At 72.3% G+C, this 22897-nt stretch carries 21 protein-coding genes; 17 read left to right on the top strand and 4 right to left on the bottom strand.

Annotation, left to right across the window (positions count from 1 at the left end; translation table 11 throughout):
- Positions 1-45: 45 nt before the first annotated feature.
- A complete protein-coding gene (holA, locus tag ACFY0I_RS15005) occupies positions 46-1038 on the top strand; it encodes a DNA polymerase III subunit delta (RefSeq protein WP_388894773.1) in 993 nt (330 codons plus the stop codon).
- A 382-nt stretch (positions 1039-1420) separates the two neighbouring features.
- On the opposite strand, the gene rpsT is transcribed toward holA, so the two are convergent.
- Entirely contained in the window at positions 1421-1687 is a 267-nt protein-coding gene (gene rpsT / locus ACFY0I_RS15010) for a 30S ribosomal protein S20 (RefSeq protein WP_385178191.1), read from the bottom strand.
- Between the two features lie 242 nt (positions 1688-1929).
- Between rpsT and lepA the strand changes: the two genes are divergently transcribed.
- From lepA to hemW, 3 genes are all read left to right on the top strand, one after another.
- Positions 1930-3795, top strand: coding sequence for a translation elongation factor 4 (gene lepA, locus ACFY0I_RS15015; RefSeq protein WP_388894777.1), 1866 nt, complete (start codon positions 1930-1932; stop codon positions 3793-3795).
- A gap of 307 nt (positions 3796-4102) precedes the next feature.
- Positions 4103-5995 carry an AMP-dependent synthetase/ligase gene (locus ACFY0I_RS15020; RefSeq protein WP_388894780.1) on the top strand — a complete coding sequence of 631 codons (1893 nt, stop codon included), beginning with the start codon at positions 4103-4105 and terminating at the stop codon, positions 5993-5995.
- Between the two features lie 102 nt (positions 5996-6097).
- Positions 6098-7330, top strand: a complete 1233-nt coding sequence (gene hemW / locus ACFY0I_RS15025; RefSeq protein WP_388894783.1) for a radical SAM family heme chaperone HemW — start codon at positions 6098-6100, stop codon at positions 7328-7330.
- A gap of 30 nt (positions 7331-7360) precedes the next feature.
- Here the strand turns inward: hemW and ACFY0I_RS15030 are convergent, their stop codons facing one another.
- Both ACFY0I_RS15030 and ACFY0I_RS15035 read right to left on the bottom strand, forming a co-directional pair.
- Entirely contained in the window at positions 7361-8161 is an 801-nt protein-coding gene (locus ACFY0I_RS15030) for a DUF3097 domain-containing protein (protein ID WP_388894786.1), read from the bottom strand.
- 28 nt (positions 8162-8189) lie between these two features.
- Entirely contained in the window at positions 8190-8921 is a 732-nt protein-coding gene (locus tag ACFY0I_RS15035) for an MBL fold metallo-hydrolase (RefSeq protein WP_388894789.1), read from the bottom strand.
- 192 nt (positions 8922-9113) lie between these two features.
- Between ACFY0I_RS15035 and hrcA the strand changes: the two genes are divergently transcribed.
- The 12 genes from hrcA (at position 9114) to ACFY0I_RS15095 (ending at position 19713) form a co-directional block, all read left to right on the top strand.
- Entirely contained in the window at positions 9114-10130 is a 1017-nt protein-coding gene (gene hrcA / locus ACFY0I_RS15040) for a heat-inducible transcriptional repressor HrcA (protein ID WP_388894792.1), read from the top strand.
- Positions 10131-11267, top strand: a complete 1137-nt coding sequence (gene dnaJ / locus ACFY0I_RS15045; RefSeq protein ID WP_388894795.1) for a molecular chaperone DnaJ — start codon at positions 10131-10133, stop codon at positions 11265-11267.
- Between the two features lie 155 nt (positions 11268-11422).
- Positions 11423-12514: a nitronate monooxygenase gene (locus ACFY0I_RS15050; RefSeq protein WP_388894798.1), complete on the top strand. Its 1092-nt coding sequence runs from the start codon at positions 11423-11425 to the stop codon at positions 12512-12514.
- The gene (locus tag ACFY0I_RS15055; RefSeq protein ID WP_388894801.1) at positions 12511-13254 is read left to right on the top strand and encodes a 16S rRNA (uracil(1498)-N(3))-methyltransferase; all 744 of its coding nucleotides are present in this window, start codon (positions 12511-12513) and stop codon (positions 13252-13254) included. Before ACFY0I_RS15050 ends, ACFY0I_RS15055 begins: the two co-directional genes overlap by 4 nt.
- 116 nt (positions 13255-13370) lie before the next feature.
- On the top strand, positions 13371-13730 hold the full coding sequence (locus tag ACFY0I_RS15060; RefSeq protein ID WP_388894804.1) for a histidine triad nucleotide-binding protein: 360 nt from the start codon (positions 13371-13373) through the stop codon (positions 13728-13730).
- 3 nt (positions 13731-13733) lie between these two features.
- A complete protein-coding gene (locus ACFY0I_RS15065) occupies positions 13734-14639 on the top strand; it encodes a ribonuclease Z (RefSeq protein WP_388894807.1) in 906 nt (301 codons plus the stop codon).
- 226 nt (positions 14640-14865) lie between these two features.
- Entirely contained in the window at positions 14866-15951 is a 1086-nt protein-coding gene (locus ACFY0I_RS15070) for a PfkB family carbohydrate kinase (RefSeq protein WP_388895334.1), read from the top strand.
- A gap of 139 nt (positions 15952-16090) precedes the next feature.
- On the top strand, positions 16091-17128 hold the full coding sequence (locus ACFY0I_RS15075) for a PhoH family protein (RefSeq protein ID WP_388894810.1): 1038 nt from the start codon (positions 16091-16093) through the stop codon (positions 17126-17128).
- 13 nt (positions 17129-17141) lie between these two features.
- Complete coding sequence (gene ybeY, locus ACFY0I_RS15080; RefSeq protein ID WP_388894813.1) at positions 17142-17639, top strand: rRNA maturation RNase YbeY; 498 nt, start codon at positions 17142-17144, stop codon at positions 17637-17639.
- Positions 17636-18940 carry a hemolysin family protein gene (locus ACFY0I_RS15085; protein WP_383999764.1) on the top strand — a complete coding sequence of 435 codons (1305 nt, stop codon included), beginning with the start codon at positions 17636-17638 and terminating at the stop codon, positions 18938-18940. Before ybeY ends, ACFY0I_RS15085 begins: the two co-directional genes overlap by 4 nt.
- On the top strand, positions 18937-19290 hold the full coding sequence (locus ACFY0I_RS15090; RefSeq protein WP_388894816.1) for an MmcQ/YjbR family DNA-binding protein: 354 nt from the start codon (positions 18937-18939) through the stop codon (positions 19288-19290). Before ACFY0I_RS15085 ends, ACFY0I_RS15090 begins: the two co-directional genes overlap by 4 nt.
- A gap of 48 nt (positions 19291-19338) precedes the next feature.
- The gene (locus ACFY0I_RS15095; protein WP_388894819.1) at positions 19339-19713 is read left to right on the top strand and encodes a cytidine deaminase; all 375 of its coding nucleotides are present in this window, start codon (positions 19339-19341) and stop codon (positions 19711-19713) included.
- Between the two features lie 644 nt (positions 19714-20357).
- On the opposite strand, the gene ACFY0I_RS15100 is transcribed toward ACFY0I_RS15095, so the two are convergent.
- Positions 20358-21674 (bottom strand): MFS transporter, encoded by a 1317-nt coding sequence (locus tag ACFY0I_RS15100; protein WP_388894822.1) that lies wholly within the window; start codon positions 21672-21674, stop codon positions 20358-20360.
- 71 nt (positions 21675-21745) lie between these two features.
- Between ACFY0I_RS15100 and ACFY0I_RS15105 the strand changes: the two genes are divergently transcribed.
- Positions 21746-22846, top strand: a complete 1101-nt coding sequence (locus ACFY0I_RS15105; RefSeq protein WP_388894825.1) for a GlxA family transcriptional regulator — start codon at positions 21746-21748, stop codon at positions 22844-22846.
- The last annotated feature ends 51 nt before the right edge of the window (positions 22847-22897 follow it).

A 22897-nucleotide genomic window follows, 5' to 3' on the forward strand; every position in this document is an offset into this window, starting at 1 on the left:
ACCGGACGCGGGGGTCTGTCGGTGCGGCGTGGGATGCTGGAGCCGATGGCCACCAGGAAGAACTCCACCGACGACCTGCTCGCCCCGCTCACCCTCGCGGTGGGGCAGGAGGACCTGCTGCTCGACCGTGTCGTACGGGACGTGGTGACGGCGGCCCGCGCGGCCGACGCCGACACGGACGTGCGGGACCTCACCTCCGACCAGCTCCAGCCGGGCACGCTGGCCGAGCTGACCAGCCCCTCGCTCTTCTCCGAGCGCAAGGTCCTGATCGTGCGCAACGCGCAGGACCTGGGGGCGGACACGGTCAAGGAGGTCAAGGCCTACCTCGGCGCACCGTACGAGGAGATCGCCCTCGTCCTCCTCCACGCGGGAGGCGTCAAGGGCAAGGGCCTGCTCGACGCGGCTCGCAAGGCGGGCGCCCGCGAGGTCGCCTGCCCCAAGATGACCAAGGCGGCGGACCGGCTGTCGTTCGTGCGCGGGGAGTTCCGGACGCTGGGGCGCTCCGCGACCCCCGAGGCCTGCCAGACGCTGGTCGACGCCATCGGCAGCGACCTGCGCGAACTGGCGAGCGCGGCGGCGCAGTTGTGCGCGGACGTCGAGGGCACCATCGACGAGGCCGTGGTCGGCCGCTACTACACGGGTCGGGCCGAGGCCTCCAGCTTCACCGTCGCCGACCGGGCCGTCGAGGGGCGGGCCGCGGAGGCGCTCGAAGCGCTGCGCTGGTCCCTTTCCACGGGGGTCGCGCCGGTCCTGATCACCAGTGCGCTGGCCCAGGCGGTCCGGGCGATCGGCAAGCTGGCCTCCGCGCCGCGCGGGGCCCGCCCCGGCGACCTCGCCCGTGACCTCGGCATGCCGCCGTGGAAGATCGACCGGGTCCGGCAGCAGATGCGGGGCTGGTCGGCGGACGCCGTCTCCGACGCGCTGCGCGCGGTCGCCGCGGCCGACGCGGGCGTGAAGGGCGGGGGCGACGACCCCGAGTACGCCCTGGAGAAGGCAGTGGTGGCGGTGGCCCGCGCGGCCCGCCCGGCCCGTCACTAGGGTCCGCCCGGGAGCTTTCGTTCGCCGACCCGGCGTCCGATCCCTTGGTGCGGGTGCGCCGATCCGTCCCCGGGGAGGCGGGACCGGTTCCGCTCGGGCCGCAGCCGCCGGGCGGGACCGGGTGCGGGCCGGGCCGGGCCCGTAGCGGGCTCGACGAGGACGGCGGCCCCGCCGGTGGAGCAGCCGCCGGGCGGGACCGGGTGCGGGCAGCGCGAAGGCCCCGGCGGTCCGTCCTGGAGAAGGGCGGAGGCCGGGGCCTTCGGTCACTGCTTTGGTTGCGCCGCACCCGCGTGGCGAACGCAGGCCGCGTGCGGCGCGGTGTGCCGGTACGGAGCGGGAGAGAGGGCCCGCTGAATCCCTACCGGCGATTCACATCGAGAGCTCAGCCCTGGAGGGAGGCAACCTTGGAGGCCAGCGCCGACTTCTTGTTGGCGGCGGCGTTCTTGTGGATGACACCCTTCGAGACAGCCTTGTCGAGCGCACGCGCGGCGGCGCGAGAAGCCACGGTGGCCTTCTCGGCGTCACCGGCGACGACGGCCTCGCGGGCCTTGCGGATCGCGGTCTTGAGCGAGGACTTGACGGCCTTGTTGCGCAGGCGCGCCTTCTCGTTCGTCTTGTTCCGCTTGATCTGGGACTTGATGTTCGCCACGAAAGAGCCTTTTCAGGTTCAGAGTTTTGTTCTTCGGACTGCGTCCCGCAGCTGAGAGGGCATACGAGACACAGCTGCCCAGGCTACCAGGCACGCTCCGACCGGCCCAAACCGAGCGCACTGCCCCGTCCATGGGACCATGGGAACCTGCGTACAGATCCCACATCGCGCCGACGAGGCGACGAGAGCCGAACTTCACTTCGGACAACGCTTCCGACTCCGACCGAGAATCAGGACACTGCGTGCCCGCGATCCCCAGCCACGTGCCCGAGCCGAGCCGTACCGACCCGGCGCTGATCCGCAACTTCTGCATCATCGCGCACATCGACCACGGCAAGTCGACGCTCGCCGACCGGATGCTCCAGCTCACCGGCGTCGTCGACCAGCGGCAGATGCGCGCTCAGTACCTCGACCGCATGGACATCGAGCGTGAGCGCGGCATCACGATCAAGTCGCAGGCGGTCCGTCTGCCCTGGTCGCCCACGGAGGGCGAGGGCAAGGGCACCACGCACATCCTGAACATGATCGACACGCCCGGTCACGTCGACTTCACCTACGAGGTCTCGCGCTCGCTGGCGGCCTGCGAGGGCACGGTCCTGCTCGTGGACGCCGCCCAGGGCATCGAGGCCCAGACCCTCGCCAACCTGTACCTGGCGATGGAGAAGGACCTCGCGATCGTCCCGGTCCTGAACAAGATCGACCTGCCGGCCGCCCAGCCGGAGAAGTTCGCCGAGGAGCTCGCGAACCTGGTCGGCTGCCAGCCCGAGGACGTGCTGCGCGTCTCGGCGAAGACCGGTCTCGGCGTGGACGTTCTGCTCGACAAGATCGTCGCCACGGTGCCGGCCCCCGTCGGCCCCAAGGACGCCCCGGCGCGCGCCATGATCTTCGACTCGGTCTACGACTCGTACCGCGGCGTCGTGACGTACGTCCGTGTCGTCGACGGCCAGCTCAACAAGCGCGAGCGCATCCGGATGATGTCCACCGGCGCCACGCACGAGCTGCTGGAGATCGGTGTCTCCTCCCCGGAGATGACCCCGGCCGACGGCATCGGCGTCGGCGAGGTGGGTTACATCATCACCGGTGTGAAGGACGTCCGTCAGTCCAAGGTCGGTGACACCATCACCAGCCTGCACAACGGCGCGACCGAGGCCCTCGGCGGCTACAAGGACCCGCGTCCGATGGTCTTCTCGGGCCTGTACCCGCTCGACGGTTCGGACTACCCGGACCTGCGCGAGGCGCTGGACAAGCTCCAGCTCAACGACGCCGCGCTGGTCTACGAGCCGGAGACGTCCGCGGCCCTCGGCTTCGGCTTCCGCGTCGGCTTCCTCGGCCTGCTGCACCTGGACGTGGTGCGCGAGCGCCTGGAGCGCGAGTTCGGGCTGGACCTGATCGCCACCGCGCCGAACGTGGTCTACCGCGTGGTCATGGAAGACGGCAAGGAAGTCTCCGTCACCAACCCGAGCGAGTTCCCCGAGGGCAAGATCTCGGACGTGTTCGAGCCGGTCGTACGGGCCACCCTGCTCGCGCCCTCCGAGTTCATCGGCGCGATCATGGAGCTCTGCCAGCAGCGCCGCGGCACCCTCCTCGGGATGGACTACCTCTCCGAGGACCGCGTCGAGATCCGCTACACGCTGCCCCTCGCGGAGATCGTCTTCGACTTCTTCGACCAGCTGAAGTCCAAGACGCGCGGCTACGCCTCCCTGGACTACGAGCCCACCGGCGAGCAGTCCGGCAGCCTGGTCAAGGTCGACATCCTGCTGCACGGCGACAAGGTCGACGCCTTCTCCGCCGTCTGCCACAAGGACGCCGCCTACGCCTACGGCGTGCGCTTGGTCGCCAAGCTGCGCGAGCTCATTCCGCGTCAGGCCTTCGAGATCCCGATCCAGGCGGCCGTCGGCTCCCGCGTCATCGCCCGCGAGACCATCCGCGCCATCCGCAAGGACGTCCTCGCCAAGTGCTACGGCGGTGACATCTCCCGTAAGCGGAAGCTGCTGGAGAAGCAGAAGGAAGGTAAGAAGCGGATGAAGATGGTCGGCTCCGTGGAGGTCCCGCAGGAGGCCTTCATCGCCGTCCTCTCCAGCGACGAGTCCGGCGGCAAGAAGAAGTAGCCGTACCGGCGGCCGCCGCGCGCGGCAGCCAAGGGAACACCAAGGGCGGGTCAAGAAGCGGCATCGCCCAAGTCGTACGAAACGGGCCCACATGCACACGCATGGGGGCCCGTTTCGTTATGAAGCGGCCACTCGCGGGCTCTTACGTGCCGGGCACGCGGCCTCTAGTCTGATCACTGCTCCATGGTTACTCGCCAGTTCTATTGCGCCAGTCGAACCGCCATCCGCACGGGTGGCGGCTGCACCCCGCCAGTCCCAAGCGCCCCACGCCCACGCCCTGCCGCGTGGACCCGGTCCGGAGGATGTCGTGAGCGACACACAGACCATGATCGAGAACCGTCCGCCCTCCGTGGCGGCCCTCTTCCTTGACCGCGTCGCCGCCACGCCGAACAGGGAGGCCTACCGCTTCCCCGTGCCGGCGGCCGGCCCCGAGGGCGGACCCGACGACTGGAAGTCGCTCAGCTGGGGGCAGGCCGCGGAACGCGTCTTCGGCATCGCCGCCGGACTCATCGCGCTGGGCATCCAGCCCGAGCAGCGCGTCGCCCTCGCCTCCAACACCCGGGTCGAGTGGATCCTCGCCGACCTCGGAGTGATGTGCGCGGGCGGCGCCGTCACCACGATCTACCCCAGCACCAACGCGGAGGAGTCGGCGTACATCCTCGCGGACTCGGAGAGCCACGTGCTGATCGCCGAGGACGGCACGCAGCTGGCGAAGGCGCGCGAGCGCCGCGCCGACCTGCCGCACCTCGCCCACGTGGTGGTCCTGGAGGCGGCCGACGCGGTCGCCGCCGACGGCGACCCCGAGGGCTGGGTGCTCTCGCTCGCCGACCTCGAGGCGCGCGGCGCGGAGTACCTCGCCAAGCACCCGGAGGCGGTGAAGCAGCGGATCGCGGACATCACCGCCGACCAGCTCGCCACCCTGATCTACACCTCCGGCACCACCGGCCGACCCAAGGGCGTGCGGCTGCCGCACGACAACTGGTCGTACATGGCCAAGGCCACCGTCGCCACCGGTCTGATCACCGCGGACGACGTCCAGTACCTGTGGCTGCCGCTGGCGCACGTCTTCGGCAAGGTGCTCACCTCCGGCCAGATCGAGGTCGGGCACGTCACCGCCGTCGACGGACGCATCGACAAGATCATCGAGAACCTGCCGATCGTCCAGCCGACCTACATGGCGGCCGTCCCGCGCATCTTCGAGAAGGTCTACAACGGTGTCGCGGCCAAGGCCCGGGCGGGCGGCGGTGCCAAGTACAAGATCTTCCAGTGGGCGGCCGGCGTCTCCCGCGAGTACGCCAAGGTCACCCAGGACAACTTCCGCCGCACCGGCCGGGCGAGCGCCCCCTTCGGCCTCAACACCCAGCACAAGATCGCCGACGCGCTCGTCTACTCGAAGCTCCGCGAGGCCTTCGGCGGCAACCTCCGCGCCGCCGTCTCCGGGGCCTCCGCCCTCGCCCCCGAGATCGGCTACTTCTTCTCCGGCGCCGGCATCCACATCCTGGAGGGCTACGGCCTGACGGAGTCCAGCGCGGCCTCCTTCGTCAACCCCGGCGAGGCCTACCGCACCGGCACCGTCGGCAAGCCGCTCCCCGGCACCGAGGTCCGCATCGCCGACGACGGCGAGGTCATGCTGCGCGGCCCCGGCATCATGCAGGGCTACCACCAGCAGCCCGACAAGACCGCCGAGGTCCTGGAGTCCGACGGCTGGCTGCACACCGGTGACATCGGGGAACTCTCGCCCGACGGCTACCTGCGCATCACCGACCGCAAGAAGGACCTGATCAAGACCTCGGGCGGCAAGTACGTCGCCCCCGCGGAGATTGAGGGCCAGTTCAAGGGCATCTGCCCCTACGTCTCCAGCATCGTCGTGCACGGCGCCGACCGGAACTTCTGCACCGCGCTGATCGCCCTCGACGAGCCCTCGATCCTGGCCTGGGCCGCCGACAACGGCCTGGAGGGCAGGACGTACGGGCAGGTCCTGGCCGCGCCGGAGACCGCCCGCCTCATCGAGACGTACGTCCAGACCCTGAACGAGGGCCTCCAGCGGTGGCAGACGGTCAAGAAGTTCCGGCTGCTGCCCCGTGACCTGGACGTCGAGCACGGCGACCTCACGCCCAGCCTCAAGCTGAAGCGCCCGGTCGTCGAGCGCGAGTTCAAGTACCTCATCGAGGAGATGTACGAGGGCTCGCGCGAGGCCTGACACCGGCCGCCCGCACCCGCCCGCGGCCACCTCGCGGGCGGGTTCCCCGGCGCCCCGCCGCGGGCGGACCGCCCGGGGCGGCGGGTGCGGGACAATGGGGGCATGCCTTCCGCACTGCCCGACGGTGAACCCATGCCCGAAGACGGCTCGCTGCCGTCGCACGCCCTCGTGGGTGCGGGGGACCGGCCGCTCGGGTTCTACCTGCACGTCCCGTACTGCGCCACCCGCTGCGGGTACTGCGACTTCAACACCTACACGGCCACCGAGCTGCGGGGCACCGGCGGCGTGCTCGCCTCCCGGGAGAACTACGCCGACACCCTGATCGACGAGGTCCGCCTCGCGCGCAAGGTGCTCGGCGACGACCCGCGCGCCGTGCGCACCGTCTTCGTGGGCGGCGGCACGCCCACGCTGCTGCCCGCCGGCGACCTCGTACGGATGCTCGCGGCGATCCGCGACGAGTTCGGCCTGGCCGAGGACGCGGAGATCACCACCGAGGCCAATCCCGAATCGGTGAACCCCGCCTACCTCGCCGAACTGCGGGCCGGCGGCTTCAACCGGATCTCCTTCGGCATGCAGAGCGCCAAGCAGCACGTCCTGAAGGTCCTCGACCGCACCCATACGCCGGGGCGGCCCGAGGCGTGCGTGGCCGAAGCCCGGGAAGCCGGCTTCGAGCACGTCAACCTGGACCTGATCTACGGCACGCCCGGGGAGTCCGACGACGATTGGCGGGCCTCCCTGGAGGCCGCGCTGGGCGCCGGGCCCGACCACGTCAGCGCCTACGCCCTGATCGTCGAGGAGGGCACCCAGCTGGCCCGCCGCATCCGTCGCGGCGAGGTCCCCATGACCGACGACGACGTCCACGCCGACCGGTACCTGATCGCGGACTCGGTGATGGCCGACGCGGGCTACTCCTGGTACGAGGTGTCGAACTGGGCCACCTCGGAGGCGGGCCGCTGCCTGCACAACGAGCTGTACTGGCGCGGCGCCGACTGGTGGGGCGCCGGACCGGGCGCCCACTCGCACGTCGGCGGGGTCCGCTGGTGGAACGTCAAGCACCCCGGCGCCTACGCGGCCGCCCTCGCCGAGGGCCGCTCCCCGGGCGCGGGGCGCGAACTCCTCTCGGCGGAGGACCGCCGGGTGGAGCGGATCCTGCTGGAGCTGCGCCTCGTGGACGGCGTCCCGCTGTCGCTGCTCGCCCCGGCCGGGCTCGCGGCGGCCGGCCGGGCCCTGTCCGACGGCCTGCTGGAGCCGGACCCGTACGCGGCCGGCCGGGCGGTGCTGACCCTGCGCGGGCGGCTGCTGGCCGACGCGGTGGTCCGGGACCTGGTCGACTAGGACGGCCGCCCGGCCCCGTCGCCCGGGGCCTCAGGGCGCCGTGACGAAGTCGATCAGTTCCTCGACGCGTCCCAGCAGGGCCGGCTCCAGGTCCCGGTACGAGGTGACGCGCGACAGGATGTGCTGCCACGCGGCCCCGGTGTTCTCCGGCCAGCCCAGGGCGCGGCAGACGCCCGTCTTCCAGTCCTGGCCGCGCGGCACCACGGGCCAGGCCGCGATGCCCAGCGCGGACGGCTTCACGGCCTGCCAGACGTCCACGTACGGGTGGCCCACGACCAGCACGTCCGCGCCGGTCACCGCCGCGGCGATCCGGGACTCCTTCGAGCCCGGAACCAGGTGGTCCACCAGGACGCCCAGGCGGGCGTCCGGAGCCGGGGCGAACTCCGCCACCACGGCGGGCAGGTCGTCGACGCCCTCCAGGTACTCCACGACCACGCCCTCGATGCGCAGGTCGTCGCCCCAGACCCGCTCCACGAGCTCCGCGTCGTGCCGCCCCTCGACGTAGATCCGCCCCGCGCGGGCCACCCGGGCCCGGGCCCCCGGGACGGCCACCGAACCCGACGCCGTACGGGCGGGCGCGGCCGGCGCCCGCGAGGCGCGGACCAGGGTCACGGGGGCGCCCTCCAGCAGGAAGCCGGCCGGCTCCAGGGGGAAGGCCCGGCGCTTGCCGAAGCGGTCCTCCAGGGTCACGGCGCCGGCCTCGCACTCGACGACCGCGCCGCAGAAGTCGCCGCCGGCCACCTCGACGACCAGGCCGGGATCCGCCGGCACCTGGGGCACCGCCCGGGGACGCTTCCACTGCGGGGTCAGGTCGGGGGAGTACTCGCGCATCCGGCCGAGCGTAGGAGAGCCGCGCCGATCACGCCTCCGACACGCCGAACCTGGCCGCCAGTGTGGCGCGTTGCTCACGTACGAAGTCGGCCGTGACCAGCGCTCCGTGACCCGGCACGTACACGGCGTCGTCCCCGCCGAGCGACAGCAGCCGGTCCAGGGCGGCCGGCCACTGCCCGGGAACCGCGTCGCCGCCCGCCTGGGGTTCGCCCGACTCCTCGACGAGGTCACCGCAGAAGACCACCTCGCGCTCGCCCGGCACGAAGACGGTCAGGTCGTACTGCGAGTGCGCGGGCCCCAGATTGGCCAGCAGCACCTGCACCCCGCCCAGCTCCAGCGTCCACTCGCCCGACACCAGGTGCCGCGGCGCCCGCAGGAGCTCCGCGGCCTCGGCGGCCTCGTCCTCGGCCAGCCCGTTGCGGACCGCGCTCGCCCGCAGTTCCTCGCGGCCCCTGGCGGGGGCCAGCAGCCGCTCCAGGCCGACCGCGCCGAAGACCTCGGCCTCCGGGAAGGCCGGCGCGCCCATGACGTGGTCGAAATGTCCGTGTGTGAATGCGATATGGGTCACGCGGCGCCCCGTCAGACGCTCCGCCTCGGCGCGCACCCCGGCGCCCTCCCGCACCGAGGAACCCGGGTCGATCAGGAGGACCGAATCGTCCCCCACCACCAGTCCCACCGTGCAGTCCCACACCGGAAGGCGGCGACGGCCGGCCCGTCCGGTGAGCCGTTCCCAGCCCGCCTCTTCCCAACGTACGTCCATGGCGCGACGCTACCCTGACGGGCCGCCCTTGCCCCGCTCGTACCACCCGGCCGTACACTGACCGGGGGTTCTCTGGCACTCGCACGCTCGGAGTGCCAACAACGGTCGATCGAGCCGGACCGAAGTCGGGCCGCAGATCGACCGTAGCCCGACCGGGACCGACCGATACGACCGCATCCGGAGGTGTGCGCGATGCTCAGTGAACGCAGGCTCGAAGTACTGCGCGCCATCGTCCAGGACTACGTCGGGACGGAGGAACCGGTCGGTTCCAAGGCGCTCACCGAGCGGCACCGCCTCGGCGTCTCCCCGGCGACCGTGCGCAACGACATGGCCGTGCTGGAGGAGGAGGGCTACATCGCCCAACCCCACACCAGCGCCGGCCGGATCCCCACGGACAAGGGCTACCGCCTCTTCGTCGACAAACTGGCGGGGGTCAAACCGCTGTCGACGCCCGAGCGCAGGGCCATCCAGAACTTCCTCGACGGGGCCGTCGACCTCGACGACGTGGTGGGACGCACGGTGCGCCTCCTGGCGCAGCTCACCCGCCAGGTCGCCGTCGTCCAGTACCCGTCCCTGACCCGCTCCACCGTCCGGCACGTCGAGCTGCTCTCCCTGGCCCCGGCCCGGCTGATGCTCGTGCTGATCACGGACACCGGGCGGGTCGAGCAGCGGCTCGTGGACTGCCAGACGCCCTTCGGGGAGGCCTCCCTGGCCGACCTGCGGGCGCGGCTGAACAGCCGGGTCGTCGGCCGTCGGTTCACCGACGTGCCGCAGCTCGTGCAGGACCTTCCGGAGTCGTTCGAGACCGAGGACCGGGTGACGGTCAAGGCCGTCCTCGACACCCTCCTCGAAACGCTGGAGGAGGAGGCGGAGGAGCGGCTGATGATCGGCGGCACCGCCAACCTCACCCGCTTCGGACATGATTTTCCCTTGACGATCAGGCCGGTGCTCGAAGCGCTGGAGGAGCACGTCGTGCTGCTCAAGCTGCTGGGTGAGGCAGGGGAGTCGGGGATGGCGGTACGGATCGGTCACGAGAACGCCTACGAGGGGCTCAACTCCACGTCGGTCGTCTCCGTCGGCTACGGTTCGGGCGGCGAGGCAGTCGCCAAACTCGGCGTGGTCGGACCGACCCGCATGGACTACCCCGGAACGATGGGAGCGGTACGCGCAGTGGCACGTTACGTCGGACAGATCCTGGCGGAGTCGTAAGTGGCCACGGACTACTACGCCGTACTCGGCGTGCGCCGCGACGCATCGCAGGACGAGATCAAGAAGGCGTTCCGGCGGCTCGCGCGCGAGCTGCACCCGGACGTCAATCCCGATCCCAAGACGCAAGAGCGCTTCAAGGAGATCAACGCCGCCTACGAGGTCCTCTCGGACCCGCAGAAGAAGCAGGTCCACGACCTCGGCGGTGACCCCCTGTCCGCCGGCGGCGGTGGCGGCGCGGGTGGCTTCGGAGCCGGTGGCTTCGGCAACTTCTCGGACATCATGGACGCCTTCTTCGGCCAGTCCCAGCAGCGCGGACCGCGCTCGCGGACCCGCCGGGGCCAGGACGCCATGATCCGCCTGGACCTGGAACTGGACGAGGCGGCCTTCGGGACGACCAAGCCCATCCAGGTCGACACGGCCATCGTCTGCACCACCTGCTCCGGTGAGGGCGCCGCACCCGGCACCTCCGCGCAGACGTGCGACATGTGCCGCGGTCGCGGCGAGGTCTCGCAGGTCACCCGGTCCTTCCTGGGCCAGGTCATGACCTCGCGGCCCTGCCCCCAGTGCCAGGGCTTCGGCACCGTGGTCCCCACCCCGTGCACCGAGTGCGCGGGCGACGGCCGGGTCCGTTCCCGCCGCAACCTGACGGTCAAGATCCCCGCCGGTGTCGAGAACGGCACCCGGATCCAGCTCGCGGGCGAGGGCGAGGTCGGCCCCGGCGGCGGCCCCGCCGGTGACCTCTACGTGGAGATCCACGAGCTGCCCCACCCGACCTTCCAGCGGCGCGGCGACGACCTGCACTGCACGGTCACCATCCCGATGACCGCGGCCTCCCTGGGCACCAAGTGCCCGCTGGAGACCTTGGACGGCATGGAGGAGATCGACATCCGGCCCGGCACCCAGTCCGGCCAGTCGATCCCGCTGCACGGGCGCGGCGTCACGCACCTGCGCGGCGGCGGCCGCGGCGACCTGATCGTCCACGTCGAGGTGACCACCCCGAGCAAGTTGGACGCCCAGCAGGAGGACCTGCTGCGCCAGCTGGCGAAGCTGCGCGGCGAGGAGCGGCCCACGGGCCAGTTCGCGCCCGGCCAGCAGGGCCTGTTCAGCCGCCTGAAGGACGCGTTCAACGGCCGCTGAGCGGCCCGCGACAGCACGCAGGAGCCCGGCCCGGGTCACCCGGACCGGGCTCCCGCGCGTTGCCGCACAACCCGTACGGGCCTTGCGGGAAGCGGACTATGCCAGGCGAATGCCGTGATTCGGTCCGGTGGTCGGGACGTGGCACGATGCAGTCCATGTCCTCCGCACCGAACGGTCTCTCCCCGTACCCGATCGTGCAGGCTCCCATGGCGGGCGGCGCCTCCTGCCCGCCCCTGGCCGCCGCCGTGTGCGAGGCCGGCGGGCTGGGATTCCTCGCCGGTGGCTACAAGACCGCCGACGGCATGTACCAGGAGATCAAGCAGACGCGCGGGCTCACCCGGCGCCCCTTCGGCGTGAACCTCTTCATGCCGCAGAACGGCTACGTCGACCCGGCCGCCGTCGAGGCCTACCGCGGACAGCTCGCCGGCGAGGCCAGCTGGTACGAGGTCTCCCTCGCCGAGGAGGACATCATCGGGACCTGCGACGACGGCTACGACGCCAAACTCGCGATCCTCCTCGACGACCCCGTCCCCGTCGTCTCCTTCACCTTCGGCTGTCCCGCGCCCGCCGTGTTCACCCGGCTGCGCAAGGCCGGCACCTACGGGATCGTCACCGTCACCTGCGTCGACGAGGCCCGCGCCGCGCAGGAAGCCGGCGCCGACGCCCTCTGCGTCCAGGGCGTCGAGGCCGGCGGCCACCAGGGCACCTACCGCGACGATCCGCAGATCGACGGCACCGCCGGCGTGGGCCTGCTCGCCCTGGTCGCCCAGGTGCGGGAGGCGGTCACCCTGCCCCTCATCGCCTCGGGCGGCCTCATGCGCGGCGCGCAGATCGCCGCGCTCCTCGCCGCGGGCGCGGAGGCGGCGCAGCTCGGCACCGCCTTCCTCGCCTGTCCCGAGTCGGGCGCGCACCCGCTGCACAAGAAGGCCCTGACGGACCCCCTGTTCGCCCACACGGAACTCACCCGGGCGTTCTCGGGCCGCCCCGCCCGGGGCCTCGTCAACCGGTTCATGCGCGAGCACGGACCGTACGCCCCGGCCGCCTACCCGCAGGTCCACCACATGACCTCGGGGCTGCGCAAGGCGGCCGCGGCCGCCGGCGACCCGCAGGGCATGTCCCTGTGGGCCGGGCAGGGGCACCGGCTGGCGCGGACGATGCCGGCCGGGGACCTGGTGGAGCTGCTGGCGGCCGAACTGGTCGAGGCACAGAGCACGTTGAAGATGTTGCACATGAGGAGAGCGTCATGACGGCCCCCGTGTTCGTGGTCGAAGAGGTCCCCACGGGGCCCGAGTTCGTGCTGGACGGCCCCGAGGGCCGGCACGCCGTGTCCGTCAAGCGGCTGAACCCGGGCGAGGAGCTCGTCCTCACCGACGGCCGGGGCCGCTGGGCCGAGGCCGTCGTGAAGTCCGCCGAGGGCAAGGACCGGCTCGTCGTCTCCGTCGCCGAGGTGTCCGAGGAGGCCGAACCGGCCGTCCGCATCACCGTGGTCCAGGCCCTGCCCAAGGGCGACCGGGGCGAGGTCGCCGTCGAGACGATGACCGAGACCGGCGTCGACGCGATCGTCCCCTGGCAGGCCTCGCGCTGCATCACGCAGTGGCGCGGCGACCGCGGCGCCAAGTCCCTGGCCAAGTGGCGGGCCACCGCCCGGGAATCCGGCAAGCAGTCCCGCCGCGTCCGTTTCCCCGAGGTCGCCGAGGCGCTGTCCACGAAGCAGGTCGCCGCGCTGCTCGCCGAGGCCGACCTGGCCATGGTGCTCCACGAGGACCGCGACGCCGCCTCGGACGCCCTCGCCACGGTCCCGCTGCCGGAATCGGGCTCCGTCGTCCTGGTCGTCGGCCCCGAGGGCGGCGTCTCGCCCGAGGAACTGGCCGCGTTCGCGCAGGCCGGCGCCCGGCCCCACCGGCTGGGCCGCAGCGTCCTGCGCACCTCCACCGCCGGCACGGCCGCGACCGCCGTCCTGCTGGCGCGCACCGGCCGCTGGTCCTGATCCGCAACGCCTCGAGGGGCGGGCGGGCTCCGGCGGATCTCCGGCGGACCGAGCCGTTCGCGGAGCCGGGGGCGGTTACGATGCCCGGACCGATCAACGTCACGGGAGGCGCAGCAATGGCCGGGGAACCGCAGGCGGACTGCCTGTTCTGCAAGATCGTCGCGGGCGCCGTACCGGCGACCGTGGTCCGGGAGACCGGGACGACCATCGCCTTCCGGGACATCAACCCGCAGGCACCGACCCACGTCCTGGTCATCCCCAAGGCGCACTACCCCGACGCGGCCTCCCTCGCGGCCGCCGAGCCGGCCCTCGCCGCGGACGTGCTGGCCGAGGCCGGCCGGGTCGCCGCCGACGAGAAGATCGAGGAGCACGGCTACCGGATCGTCCTCAACACGGGCGCCGGCGCCGGCCAGACCGTCTTCCACGCGCACGCCCACGTGCTCGGTGGCCGCGGCCTCGAATGGCCCCCGGGATAAACCGTGTCCGTACGTGAATTCGTGGTGCTCGGCACCGCCAGCCAGGTCCCCACCCGGCACCGCAACCACAACGGCTACCTGCTGCGCTGGGACGGCGAGGGCATCCTCTTCGACCCGGGCGAGGGCACGCAGCGACAGATGCTGCGCGCCGGGGTCGCCGCGCACGACATCAACCGGATCTGCGTCACGCACTTCCACGGTGACCACAGCCTCGGCCTGGCCGGGGTGATCCAGCGCATCAACCTGGACCAGGTCCCGCACCCGGTCACCGCGCACTACCCGGCCTCCGGGCAGAAGTTCTTCGACCGGCTCCGGTACGCGACGGCCTACCGGGAGACGGTGGCGCTCGCCGAGGAGCCGGTGTCGCGGGACGGGGTGCTCGCGCAGGGGCCCTCGTACGTCCTGGAAGCGCGGCTGCTCTCGCACCCCGTCGAGTCCTTCGGCTACCGGATCACCGAGCCGGACGGGCGCCGGATGGTGCCGGAGCTCCTCGCGCGGCACGGGATCAAGGGGCCGGACGTAGGGCGGATCCAGCGCGAGGGGCAGCTGGGCGGGGTCGGTCTCGACGACGTCAGCGAGCACCGGGCCGGTCAGCGGTTCGCCTTCGTCATGGACACCCGTCTGTGCTCCGGGGTGGACGAGCTGGCGCAGGGCTGCGACATGCTGGTGATCGAGTCGACGTTCCTGGAGGCCGACGAACGGCTCGCCACCGACCACGGCCACCTCACCGCGGGTCAGGCGGCGCGGGTGGCGCGGGACGCGGGCGTCCGGCACCTGGTCCTGACGCATTTCTCGCAGCGGTACTCCGACCCCTCGGCCTTCGAGCGTGAGGCGCGGGCGGCGGGGTTCGAGGGCGAGCTGACGGTCGCGGCGGACCTGGTCACGGTGGCGGTGCCCAAGCGTCCCTGACGGGTCGGCCGGGCCGCCGGGGGCACGTGTGGCGGGAGAGCGGCGATCCGGTGGTGAGGTGCGTCACACTGGTTTCGGTTCTGCCGGGCCGGCCGGCGCCGGCGCTCACCCCGGCTCCGCACCGTGAAACCACGAGAAGAAACGACACTTCGCTTCACGGGGCTCCAAGGAGCTCCACAGACCTTCGCGCACCGGGGAGTACACCGTGACCAGTCGGGACAGCCTCATCAGCCCGCAGGGAAAGCTGGACAAGCTGGACCCGCTGGGTCCGCTCCGCGATCCCCACGAACCGGGCTGCGACGTCTTCCTCACCGGCACCGTCTTCCTCGACATCATCTTCACCGGCCTCGACTCCGCCCCGGTGCGCGGTACGGAGTCCTGGGCGCGCGGCATGGGCTCCAGCCCCGGCGGCGTCGCCAACATGGCCACCGCGCTGGCCCGGCTGGGACTGCGGACCTCCCTCGCCGCCGCCTTCGGCGACGACCACTACGGCGAGTACTGCTGGGACGCGCTCGAACAGGGCGAGGGCATCGACCTGGCCATGTCGCGGACCATCCCCGGCTGGCACAGCCCCGTCACCGTCTCGATGGCCTACGAGGGCGAGCGCACGATGGTCTCCCACGGCCACGAGGCCCCGCCCCCCGCCGGCCCCGGGGCCGTCCCGCGCTGCCCCCCGAAGGCCCGGGCAGCCGTGGCCTCGCTGGCCGCCGGGCCGGGGGAGGCGTGGATCGCCGAGGCCGCCCGGCGCGGCTCGCGGATCTTCGCGGACGTGGGTTGGGACGAGACCGGGCGCTGGGACCTGGGCGCCCTCACCGACCTGGAGCACTGCGAGGCCTTCCTCCCCAACGCCGGCGAGGCGATGCGCTACACCCGGACCGAGTGTCCGCGCGCCGCCGCCCGGGCGCTCGCCGAGAAGGTGCCGGTGGCCGTGGTGACGATGGGCTCCGAGGGTTCGTACGCGGTCGACTCCCGGACCGGGGAGACCGCCGAGGTGCCCGCGATCGCCGTGGACGCCCTGGACCCCACCGGCGCGGGGGACGTCTACGTCGCCGGGTTCGTCACCGGCAGCCTGGCCGGGTGGCCGCTGGCCGACCGGCTGGCCTTCGCGGGGCTGACGGCCGCCCTGTCCGTCCAGGAGTTCGGCGGCTCCCTCTCCGCCCCGGGCTGGCCGGAGGTGGCCCACTGGTGGCGCGCGGCCCCGGAGCCGCTGCGGGAGCGGTACGGCTTCCTGGACGCCCTGGTGCCCCCCGGCGCGACCCCCTCGCCGCGCCGCCGCGCCGTCCCGACGATCGGCTTCAAGCACCCCGTGTGACCGTACGCCCGTTCCCGGCGCGGCCCAGCCGGAAAACCCCTCGGGTAAGCGACGCCGTGGACGTACCCTTGGTACTCCGGAGGTCGGCGATCCGCGCGACCCTTCAGTGGGAGGTATGCGCAGGCCACAGTGCCGGCCCATGACTCAGACACCGACAGGCCACACCCCCGCGCCGGGTCAGGCGCGCGCCCACTTCACGGTTCCGGCCAGCCACCCCATGGTGACGGTGCTCGGTTCCGGCGACGCCCTGCTGCGCGTGATCGAGAGGGCTTTCCCGAAGGCCGACATCCACGTTCGGGGCAATCAGGTCAGCGCGATCGGTGAAGCGGCGGAAGTCGCCCTCATCCAGCGCCTGTTCGACGAGATGATGCTGGTGCTCCGCACCGGGCAGCCGATGACGGAGGACGCAGTGGAACGCTCGATCGCCATGCTCCAGGCGAACGGCTCGGGAGGCGGCGAGGCCGAGACCCCCGCCGAGGTGCTCACGCAGAACATCCTCTCCAGTCGCGGCCGCACGATCCGCCCCAAGACGCTCAACCAGAAGCGGTACGTCGACGCGATCGACAAGAACACGATCGTCTTCGGCATCGGCCCCGCCGGTACCGGCAAGACCTACCTCGCCATGGCGAAGGCGGTCCAGGCCCTGCAGTCCAAGCAGGTCAGCCGGATCATCCTGACCCGCCCCGCCGTCGAGGCCGGTGAACGCCTCGGCTTCCTGCCCGGCACCCTGTTCGACAAGATCGACCCGTACCTGCGGCCGCTCTACGACGCCCTGCACGACATGATCGACCCGGACTCCATCCCCCGCCTGATGGCGGCCGGAACGATCGAGGTGGCGCCGCTGGCCTACATGAGGGGTCGCACCTTGAACGAGGCCTTCGTCGTCCTCGACGAGGCGCAGAACACCACCACCGAGCAGATGAAGATGTTCCTGACCCGGCTCGGCTTCGATTCGAAGATCGTGATCACCGGTGACGTGACGCAGGTCGACCTGCCGGGTGGCGCCCGTAGCGGTCTGCGACAGGTCCAGGACATCCTCGAAGGCGTGCCCGACATCCACTTCTCGCGGCTCACGTCCGAGGATGTCGTCCGCCACAAGCTGGTCGGCCGTATCGTCGACGCGTACGAGAAGTACGACGACAGCCAGCAGGCCACGAACGGCCACCAGCGGAAGTAGAGCTCAGCGCACCATGTCGATCGACGTCAACAACGAGTCCGGAACCGAGGTCGACGAGCAGGCGATCCTCGACATCGCCCGCTACGCGCTCACCCGGATGCGGATCCACCCGCTCTCCGAGCTCTCCGTCATCGTCATCGACGAGGACGCCATGGAGCAGCTCCACATCCAGTGGATGGACCTGCCCGGCCCGACCGACGTCATGTCCTTCCCGATGGACGAACTGCGTCCCCCGTCGAAGGACGACGAGGAGCCCCCGCAGGGGCTCCTCGGCGACATCGTGCTGTGCCCCGAAGTGGCGAAGAAGCAGGGCGAGGAAGCCCCGACGCAGCACTCCATGGACGAGGAACTCCAACTCCTCACCGTCCACGGGGTGCTGCACCTCCTCGGGTACGACCACGAGGAGCCGGACGAGAAGGCCGAGATGTTCGGCCTCCAGGCGGCCATCGTCGACGGCTGGCGCGGTGAACGCGGCATGACCGGCGCGTCCCCGGCCCCCACCGTCTCGTGAACGCCCCCCAGCTGATCACGGGAGCGGTCCTGCTGGTGGTGGTGGCCTGGTTCGCGGCGTGCGCCGAGTCCGGGATCGCCCGCGTCTCCAGCTTCCGCGCCGAGCAGGCCGTACGGGAGAACCGGCGCGGCAGCGCGAAGCTCGCCCAGGTCACCGGGGACCCCACCCGCTACGTCAACGTGGCGCTGCTGGTGCGCGTCACCTGCGAGATGGCCGCGGGCGTGCTCGTCACGTACGTCTGCCTCGACGAGTTCGGGGAGAACTGGACGGCGCTGTTCGTCGCCATCGGCGTGATGGTGCTGGTCTCCTACGTCGCGGTCGGCGTGTCCCCGCGCACCATCGGGCGCCAGCACCCGCTGAACACCGCGACGGCGGCCGCGTACGTCCTCGTACCGCTCGCCCGGATCATGGGGCCGATCCCGCAACTGCTCATCCTCATCGGCAACGCGCTCACGCCCGGCAAGGGCTTCCGCAAGGGGCCCTTCGCCTCCGAGGCCGAGCTGCGCGCGATGGTGGACCTGGCGGAGAAGGAATCGCTGATCGAGGACGACGAGCGCCGGATGGTGCACCAGGTCTTCGAGTTGGGCGACACCCTCGTGCGCGAGGTGATGGTGCCGCGCACCGACCTGGTCTGCATAGAGCGCTACAAGACGGTCCGTCAGGCCACCACGCTGGCCCTGCGGTCCGGCTTCTCGCGGATCCCCGTCACCGGGGAGAACGAGGACGACATCGTCGGGATCGTCTACCTGAAGGACCTCGTCCGCAAGACCCACATCAGCCGGGAGGCGGAGGCCGACCTGGTCTCCACGGCCATGCGGCAGGCGGTGTTCGTGCCGGACACGAAGAACGCCGGTGACCTGCTGCGCGAGATGCAGTCCGTGCGCAACCACGTGGCCGTCGTCATCGACGAGTACGGCGGCACGGCCGGGATCGTCACCATCGAGGACATCCTGGAGGAGATCGTCGGCGAGATCACCGACGAGTACGACCGCGAACTGCCGCCCGTCGAGGACCTGGGCGGCGATCGCTACCGCGTCACGGCGCGACTGGACATCACCGACCTCGGCGAGCTGTTCGGGGCGCTGGCCTTCGACGACGAGGACGTGGAGACGGTCGGCGGGCTGCTGGCGAAGGCGCTGGGCCGGGTGCCGATCGCGGGCGCCTCGGCCATGGTCGACCTGCCGGACGGGCGCCCGCTGCGGCTGACGGCCGAATCCCCGGCGGGACGCCGGAACAAGATCGTGACGGTGCTGGTCGAGCCGGTGCCGCCGGCGGCGGCCGACGGGGAGGAGGGCGAATGACGCCCGCCCAACTGCGCGCGTTCTGCCTGGGCTTCAACGCGGCGGTCGAGGAGTTCCCGTTCACCCCGGAGACCTCGGTGTTCAAGGTGCTGGGCAAGGTGTTCGCGCTGAGCGCCCTGGACGCGGAGCCGCTGAAGGTCAACCTCAAGTGCGAGCCGGAGTTGGCGGTGCGCCAACGCGAGGAGCACGAGGCGATCGTGCCGGGTTGGCACATGAACAAGCGGCACTGGAACACGGTGACCGTGGGCGGCCTGCCGGACGCGCTGGTGCGCGAGCTGGTGGAGGACTCGTACGACCTGGTCGTCGCGGGGCTCCCGAAGGCGGAGCGGCTGCGGCTCGACCGACCCTGAGCCGACCGGGGGCGGGGCCGGTCGTACGGCTCCGCCCGCGCTCTCCCTATGCTTTCGACCATGACGGAGAGCACGGGCATCGACCCCGAGGACACCAAGATCATCACACTGGCCCGCAGTGCCCGCGCCCGCAACGGGGTGCCCGAGGGGGCGGCCGTGCGCGACGAGACCGGCCGGACGTACGTCGCCGGGACGGTGGCGCTGGACTCCCTCAAGCTGAGCGCGCTGCGGACGGCGGTCGCGATGGCCGTGGCGAGCGGGGCGCGGTCGCTGGAGGCGGCGGCCGTGGTGACGGAGGCCGGGGCGCCGGCGGAGGCCGACCGCGCCGCCGTCGCGGACCTGGGCGGTCCGGACACCCCGGTCCTCCTGGCGGCCCCGGACGGCACCCTGAAGTCGACCACCCCGGCCGGCCCCCCTGCCTGACCGCGCCGCCAGGCGCCCCTGCGCGAGTTCCCCGCCGAAACTTCCACCCCGGCCCCCCGCACCGGCGGGCTGGGGTGGCCGGGCTGTGCGGCGTCGGCCGCCGTCTCCCCCGGGGCTCCGCCCCGGACCCCGCGCCTCAAACGCCGGCGGGGCTGGGGTGGCCGGGCTGTGCGGAGCACGGCTGGATGGGCGGCCTGGCCCCGAGCGGTTGCTGCGCGGAGCGGCCCCGAGCAGGCCGAACGGCGCCGTCTCCCCCGGGGCTCCGCCCCGGACCCCGCGCCTCAAACGCCGGCGGGGCTGTATGGGCGCCGGCGAGGCTCGGGTAGCGCCTGCGGGGCTGGACGGATGCCTGCGGGGCTGGATGGACGGGCCGCCGTCGGCCAGGGTGGGCCGCGCAAGTCGGGGTCGGGGACGGGGTGGGGTGTCGTCAGGGACTAAAACGTGATGTGTTGGCGCCCACTCCCGCCCCACCGGCGCAGCCCGGGACAGGGCGCCATAAATCATGCCCGTCCCGGACGACACCCCACCCCGGCACCGGCCCCGACCCCACCCGCAGCCCCGAACCCGCCCGGCCCGGCCCCACCCGCAGCCTCCGTCCCCGTCCCCGCCCCCGGACCCGACCCGACCCGACTCGCCCGCAGCCCTCAGGCGGTCATCCCCGGACCCCCGTCGGCGCGGCCCCGCCTGATGACCATCGCCATCAGGGCCGCCACCGCGCACAGCCCGCCGGACGCGTACCAGACGAGGTCGTACGAGCCGAACGCGTCGCGGGCCACCCCGCCCAGGAAGGCCACCAGCGCCGCGCCCACCTGGTGCGAGGCCAGGACCCAGCCGAAGACGATCGCGCTGTCCTCCCCGTAGTGCTCCCGACACAGGGCGATGGTCGGCGGCACCGTGGCCACCCAGTCCAACCCGTAGAAGACGATGAAGAACACCATCGGCGGGTGCACCGACGGCGCGAGCAACATCGGCAGGAAGAGCAGCGAGATCCCCCGCAGCGCGTAGTACACCGCCAGCAACCGCCGTGCCTCGAAGCGATCCGTGAACCAGCCGGAGGCGATCGTCCCGAGGACGTCGAACACCCCGATCACCGCCAGCAACCCGGCGGCAGCCGTCACCGGCATGCCGTGATCGTGCGCAGCCGGCACGAAGTGCGTCTTGACCAGCCCGTTCGTCGACGCCCCGCAGATCGCGAAGGTACCGGCCAGCAGCCAGAACGGCCCCGTCCGAGCCGCCTTGAACAGCACCGTCACCGCCCGCCGCGCAGCGCCCCGTACCGGCGCCGGTTTCGGCGCGTACGCACCCCCGTACGGCGCGAGCCCCACATCGGCGGGGTGGTCGCGCAGCAGCAGCCACACGAACGGTACGACGGCCAGCGCCGCGAGCGACACGGTGACCGCCGCCGGGCGCCAGCCGTGGTGTTCGACCATCCAGGACAGCAGCGGCAGGAAGACCAGCTGCCCGGAGGCGCCCGCCGCGGTCAGGATCCCGGTGACCAGGCCGCGCCGCGCGGTGAACCACCGGTTGGTGACGGTCGCGGCGAAGGCCAGCGCCATCGAGCCGCTGCCGAGGCCGACCAGGACGCCCCAGTACAGGACCAGCTGCCACGGTCGCGTCATCCACACGGTGGCCACCGACCCGCCGGCGATGACGGTGAGGGCCAGGGCGACGACCTTGCGGATGCCGAAGCGGTCCATCAGCGCGGCGGCGAACGGCGCCGTGAGCCCGTAGAGGGCGAGGTTGACGGAGACGGCGAAGCCGATCGTGCCGCGCGACCAGTCGAACTCCTCGTGCAGCGGCTCGATGAGGAGGCCCGGCAGGGAGCTGAACGCGGCGGCGCCGATGATCGTCACGAAGCCGACGGCCGCCGCGTACCAGGCGCGGTGGATGCGGCCGGCCCGGCGCGGGGCCCGCGGATCGCCCGCGGGGGAGGAGGTGGAGGTGGGTGCTGTCTGCGTCACCCCGACAGCTTCCGGCCGGGCCCGCGTCCGCCGACAGTGGCCTGACTGTCACCCTTCGCTACGATCGGGCCATGGAGCCGAATCCGCGGGCCCACCGCGTCGTCGTCCTCGCCCTCGCCGGGCTGTTGCCCTTCGAGCTCGGGATCCCGCACCGGATCTTCGGCCGGGCCAAGGATCCGGCCGGGCGGCCGCTGTACGAGATCCTCACCTGCGGTCTGGCCCCCGGCCCGGTGTCCACCGACGCCGACTTCGCCGTGCACGTCGAGCACGGCCCGGAACTGCTGGCCACGGCCGACACCGTGGTGGTGCCCGCCTCGTACGAGCTGGGTTCGGTGCACGAGGTCGGGGTGCTGACCGATGAGCTCAAGGCCGCCCTCGCGCACATCCGACCCGGCACCCGGCTCGTCTCGATCTGCACGGGCGGCTACGTCCTGGCCGCCGCCGGGTACCTGGACGGCCGGCCCGCCACCACCCACTGGGCCTCCGCCGAGCACTTCCAGCGGCTCTTCCCCGCCGTCCGCGTCGACCCGGGCGTGCTCTACACCGACGACGGGGACGTGCTCACTTCCGCCGGCGTGGCCGCCGGCATCGACCTGTGCCTGCACATCGTGCGCCGCGACCACGGCGTGGCCGTCGCCAACGACGTGGCCCGGCGGACCGTCGTACCGCCCCACCGGGAGGGCGGTCAGGCGCAGTTCGTCGACCGGCCGCTGCCCGAGCCGCGGCAGGCGTCCACCACCGCGGCCCGCGCCCGGCTGCTGGACCGGCTGCACGAGCCGCTGCGCCTGAGCGACCTGGCCCGCCAGGAGGCCGTGTCCGTACGGACCTTCACGCGCCGGTTCCGGGAGGAATCCGGGGTGAGCCCGGGGGAGTGGATCACCGGCCGGCGGGTCGAGCGGGCCCGGCGACTGCTGGAGCGGACGGAGCTGTCGATGGAGCAGATCGCCCGGGAGGCGGGCTTCGGCACGGCCCAGTCACTGCGCAAGCACGTCCAGGCGGCCCTGGGGGTGAGCCCGACGGCCTACCGGCGCACCTTTCGCCCGGTCGAGGGCGTCGCGGAGGCCGCCGACGCCACCATTGCCATCGGCGCCGGCCGCGCCGAGCACGCCGCGCGTCCCGTCATCCTGCCGGCTTCTGATGGCCCATCAGACACTGCCGGACCCGTGCATTGACTTCTCCCGCCGCCCGCTCGTGAATGGCCCCCTGTCGGGGCGACGGAACGC

This window comes from Streptomyces sp. NPDC001568 (genome assembly GCF_042893755.1).
Taxonomy (GTDB): domain Bacteria; phylum Actinomycetota; class Actinomycetes; order Streptomycetales; family Streptomycetaceae; genus Streptomyces.